Below are 5288 nucleotides of genomic sequence, written 5' to 3' on the forward strand. Positions count from 1 at the left end.
CCAAAGATCATGAACACAATATCCATAACGTTCGGCCCCAGGATCCCGTTTACGCGGGATCGAAATTCAACAGCCTGGTAGGAAACGGCAAACCTCGCCGCGGGATCACTCACTCATTTCTCATCTCACAGTGTATGCGCATCGTTCGTCGATGTGCTGCTATCAAACCGATCGCGACAAGAAACGTCGCTCTGCCCGACATAGCTTACGGCGAAGAGGGTCATGCCTGTACTAACTGTCTGTCGCGATTCATGAGATGAGCGGTCGGGCACTGACCACCAGCGGCTGGCTCGGGCCACGCATGCGCTGCAGCTGCCGAACATCCTGATAAGCCGTCACGTATGGTACGAACGAGCGACTGCGAGATGAAGGATTGGTGAGCCACGCTGCCTCGTCACGGACCGAGTCTAGTTTGCCGCAGCAACAGGGGGGGTGTCGTTGACCGCGATCAATCGAAGGCGCCAAGCTGCAATTGACGTGTTGTCGGTTGCACATCGGCCCGATGACAGGCGACGGGGCGAAACTGTGACATGCCGTTGCGGTGCCACAGGGGGTAGCGCCACGTTGCGTGTACTTCAAAACGATCATAGCTGTTCGAGCAAGGTCGCCCGCAACGGATATTCGATGCTGATATACAACGACGGCGTTCCCGTCCCGTCGCGAATGCCGTCATGGGCATGTCACAAATTGTCGACGCGCCAAATGCTTAGTATGACGACGGGACAAACCAGTTCGCGCCGTCGTCATATCAGGGTCCTCGACGAACGACAGCGGTATTAGAGGTTGTTAGGGATCCATAAGAATAACTCATATTGGGCCGGTGGTTCACTGTGGCATGATCATTATCTACTGAGCAGGAATGGACCACTCGAAGCGGGCCTGCGCAAACCTCCAGTCGGTAATTGACATGATGTCCAGGTCGATGGGTTCGACCGAATCGGTAACCAACTGTTTTGATCTTTGATATCAGTGCGCGACGAGTGTCAGGCGGAGCATGAGCTGCGCTTTCGCGTCCTTACATAATTGTTTTCGACTATGGAGTGTGGGCCTATGACCGGACGGCACCCATTTTTAATGACACCGGGGCCATTGGCGCTTGGCGCCGAAGTAAAGGCTGAGATGCAGTTCGACATGGGTTCCCGTGACGTGAGTTTCAAGAATATAACGGAGCGAGTAAGAGACTTGATTGTAGATTTGCTGGACGCTCGGGGGGGGTATTCGGCGGTACCAATACAGGGCGGCGGGTCTTACGGCGTAGAGGCGGCATTAGCTTCATTTGTCGGGGCATCAGACCGGCCTCTCGTATGCATTAATGGAAACTACGGCGAGCGGATCCTCAAAATGCTGCAGATCCGAGGAATTAATGCCGTCAGCATCGTTGCCCCGAGTGACCAGTCCTTTCCCATGGCGGAAGTCGCTGCGTCCCTGGAAACGGATCCGGGGATCACCCATCTTTGCTTTGTGCACTGCGAAACGACCACGGGTGTCGTCAATCCGCTCCGGCCAATGGTAGAGTTGGCAGCGCGTCATGGTGTAAGAACCATTATCGACGCAATGAGTTCTTTCGGTGCTGTGGAAATCAGTGCCAGGGAAGTGCCGTTTGACGTCCTTGTGACCTCGAGTAACAAGTACATCGAGGGTCCGCCGGGTGTGTCCTTTGTAGTTGCCTCGCTGCAAACGCTCGATAGCAGGTCTTCAGAGACCAACTCGTTCGTGTTGGACGTTCGGGACCAATGGCGTAACTTCGAACAGAGTGGCGAGTGGCGTTCCACGCCACCGACACATGTTGTTCAGGCGTGTGCTAAGGCACTCGAAGAGCTGGCTGTTGAAGGGGTGGTGCGCCGTGGGGAACGATACGCCTCAGTCCGTGATGCAATCATCCGCGCAACTGCACCATACGCCTCTCCATTGCTGGAACCGCGGCATCGATCGCCGGTATGTCTTGCGCTGACGGCGCGCGATGTCGTTCATACGCAAGAAGATCTCGACGCGCTGTACGCCCATCTCGTTGAGTACAACCTCTACATCTATACCAAGCTGCATCTTCCGACGCGCAGTTTCAGGATCGGGTGCATGGGATGTATTGATCCGTTGTGGATCCGCCTGCTGGGAATTGCGTTTGAAGACTTCTTTTCAGCTTCATTCGATGAATCCGGAAACCACCCGGGCCGCCGTATAACCGAGTTATGGAAAAAGGCCATTTGACATGTTAAGAAGCAATGCGAACGCCAAAATGAACCGCGAGACATCACTTCTACACGCCGGCTATCGTCATGACCCTGTCACCAAAGCGGTGTCTGTGCCGATTTATCAATCTACCGCCTATGAACTTGACGGCGATCTAGAAAAAATTGCCGACATCTATAACGTCAGGGAAGACGGGTTCACGTATAGCAGGATCATCAACCCGACAACACGCATCCTCGAGAAGCGATTCGCTGCAGTAGAGGGTGCGAGCGACGCCATGGCGGTAGCCTCAGGGCAGTCGGCAACCTTTCTCGCTATCGCTAACCTGTGCAGCGGAACGCCAGGGGACAACGTTGTCGCATCGAAGTATCTATATGGCAATACGTGGAATCTGCTCTTCAATACGTTCAAACGATTGGGTATCGAGGCACGGTCTGCGGATCCACGAAACGTAACATCGTTCGAGCGGATGTTGGACGACAGGACTATTGCTATGTTTGGAGAGACCTTTTCCAACCCGTGCCTTGTTCCGTTGCCAGTTCCCGCGCTGGTAGAAATCGGTGAGCGGCGCGGGGTTCCTCTTATTGTAGATAACACGACAACCCCTTTGATTTGCTGTCCGAAAGCTCTGGGCGCGAGTATCTCCACGTATTCCGCGACTAAGTACCTTTGCGGCCATGGAACGACGCTTGGCGGATTGATTGTGGATAACGGAAGCTTCGCGTTTGACGACGCGGTCCGGTTTCCGTTGTTCAACGTGGGAGATGAGGCGCATGGCAACATCCTCTGGAAAGAGGCTGTTCTGAAACTTGACGATCTCGGCGCAAGTCCCTATTTGCTTAAGTCCCGGATGACATGGCTTCGTGACACTGGCGCCGCGATCAGTCCCCTCGCCAGTTTTCAGTTGATACAAGGACTCGAGACCCTTCATCTTCGCATGCAGCGGCATTGCGAAAATGCCGTCGCGGTTGCGGAGTTCCTTAAAGCCCATCCGAAGGTCGCACGTGTCTCATATCCATCGCTGTCGTCAGGATACGAACGGGAGCTTGTTGACGGGTTAGTTGACGCCCGCGTCGGCTATGGCGCAATGATTATGTTTGAACTGGACGATGAAGCGGCAGGGCGAAGATTCATAACCAACATCGAGCTGATGTACCACGTGTCGAATGTCGGTGACGCGCGAACGTTGGTCACGCATCCCGTTTCGACAACGCACACAACCGTTCCCAAAGAAAAGCGCGAGGCCGCTGGCATTTTCGACGGATCGATCCGGCTTTGTGTTGGAATTGAGAACATTGACGATATTGTCGCTGATCTTCAACGTGGACTTGATGCTGTCTGACGTCGATCTTTCTGGAGGGGAATTTGATCATGGAAATTTATGACGCTTGGCAATTGCGCGGCAAACGTTTCAAATCTTCGCGATTCTCGCGCGACATTACGCGAGATCTGTCCGAATTGAGGCCCGATAATTTAACCGGCGCGCTCTACATTGTGAAGGACTATCTCGTAATTCTTGCGTGCGCTTATGCGACGATACGGATCTCGTGGTGGCTCTACCCGCTTGCACTACTCTTAATCGGCATGCAACAACGCGGTCTGACCACTATCGCGCATGATGCCGCGCACCGGACGCTTGCAAAGAGCACCGGATGGAACTACGCGCTCGGCATCGTTTTCGCCGCATATCCGCTTTTTCAGCGGCACTGGGCTTATCGCTACTCGCATGTTCATCTGCACCATCCATATCTTGGCGACCCTGAAAGGGATCCCGACCTGAAGTTCTTTATATCGTCGGGGGTGTACGATGTGCGCCCGCCACGTGAATATGCGTTTGCCATCGTCTGGAAAGCGATGCTTGGCGGAGCGACGTTGCGCTATCTCAAATATCTATGGAGTGAACGGTTTCTTATCTCTCGCGAGGGGAAACGCGACATCGACAGGCGGGGCGCCGCGATCGACACCTATGGATTTGGGATTTTCTGGCTGATTGTCATTTTTGGCTTTGCCTTGACGCAATCGCTGGATTTGCTTGTGGTGTTCTGGCTTGTTCCATATCTAACCACGTTCCAAGCCTTGGGCTGGTTCATTGAGCTCGCTGAGCATTCTCCAATGTGCGAGACCGAGACTGAAGATGTGTACTTGACGCGTAACCGTAAAGGCAATTTGATCGAACGACTGCTGGTCGGCGCGAACCTTGATGAATATCATCTGGAACACCATCTTTCGCCAGGCGTGCCTTTCTGGCACCTGAAGCGGGCACAGAAGATCAGGTTGCGCGATCCGCGATATGCGGAGGTTGCGGATTCATGGGGCGGACTTTTTGCTAGTGGCCCAAAAGGGCAGCCAAGTGTGATCAACCAGTTGCTTGAGCGGAACCGGCGGCTGTACGAGGCACAGCGCGGACGGTTATCAGGGGAGGGCGTGGTCAATGACTGATACACCTCGCCACTTGGGATCCGCCGTCGTCGGGGTCACAGCAAATCGTCATCTCCACGACGGCGTTCACCGCGATTGGTTGCGGCGGCGCTATATCGAGGCGCTGACTAAACACGCGTCGGTCGAGTGCGTCATCTTGCCGACTATCGACCCCGATCTGCCTTGCGACGCGATTTTCCAAAGATTACGTGACCTGATGCGTCGTCTCGACGGCCTTGTTCTAACTGGCGACGAATCAGATCTCGATCCCGGGATCTTTGACAGGAACGGTGGCACTTGGGCGCTTGCTGAAGACGACATTGTCGCCTCCAGGACGGATCGTCCGCGAGACAGGCTGTCGATGGTTGCGTTGATGGTGGCGGAAAAACTGGATATGCCAGTATTGGGGATCTGCCGCGGTTTGCAGGAGATGAACGTTTACCGTGGCGGCACATTGCACGAAGATCTGTCGTTGACGCACAAGGGGATCTCGCATCGCGAAAACACAGATATTCCTCGCGACGAACAGTACCGTCCTGTCCATACAGTGAAGGTTGCTTCCGGCGGCTTGCTGTCGTCTGTCATCTAGGGCGACGAGCTGCTTTGTTCGGCAGGGTAGGCGCCCAGTTGGTTGCGGACGCAATTAGGCCTTTTTAACGCACTGCGCCTGGCCAAAGGCGTTC

The 5288-nt window shown here is 54.6% G+C and carries 4 protein-coding genes; all 4 read left to right on the forward strand.

Features of this window, described 5'->3' with window-relative positions; all coding sequences use genetic code 11:
* The first annotated feature begins 1050 nt into the window (after nucleotides 1-1050).
* The 4 genes from EVC45_RS43320 to EVC45_RS43335 are packed head-to-tail and all read left to right on the forward strand — an operon-like array spanning nucleotide 1051 to nucleotide 5194.
* Nucleotides 1051-2205 (forward strand): 2-aminoethylphosphonate--pyruvate transaminase, encoded by a 1155-nt coding sequence (locus EVC45_RS43320; protein WP_129964196.1) that lies wholly within the window; start codon nucleotides 1051-1053, stop codon nucleotides 2203-2205.
* A gap of 28 nt (nucleotides 2206-2233) precedes the next feature.
* Complete coding sequence (locus EVC45_RS43325; protein WP_248295513.1) at nucleotides 2234-3529, forward strand: O-acetylhomoserine aminocarboxypropyltransferase/cysteine synthase family protein; 1296 nt, start codon at nucleotides 2234-2236, stop codon at nucleotides 3527-3529.
* Between the two features lie 29 nt (nucleotides 3530-3558).
* Nucleotides 3559-4626, forward strand: a complete 1068-nt coding sequence (locus EVC45_RS43330; protein ID WP_129964198.1) for a fatty acid desaturase family protein — start codon at nucleotides 3559-3561, stop codon at nucleotides 4624-4626.
* The gene (locus EVC45_RS43335; RefSeq protein ID WP_248295514.1) at nucleotides 4619-5194 is read left to right on the forward strand and encodes a gamma-glutamyl-gamma-aminobutyrate hydrolase family protein; all 576 of its coding nucleotides are present in this window, start codon (nucleotides 4619-4621) and stop codon (nucleotides 5192-5194) included. Before EVC45_RS43330 ends, EVC45_RS43335 begins: the two co-directional genes overlap by 8 nt.
* The last annotated feature ends 94 nt before the right edge of the window (nucleotides 5195-5288 follow it).

It is taken from the genome of Paraburkholderia sp. UYCP14C, assembly GCF_004197395.1.
In the GTDB taxonomy this organism is placed as follows: domain Bacteria; phylum Pseudomonadota; class Gammaproteobacteria; order Burkholderiales; family Burkholderiaceae; genus Paraburkholderia.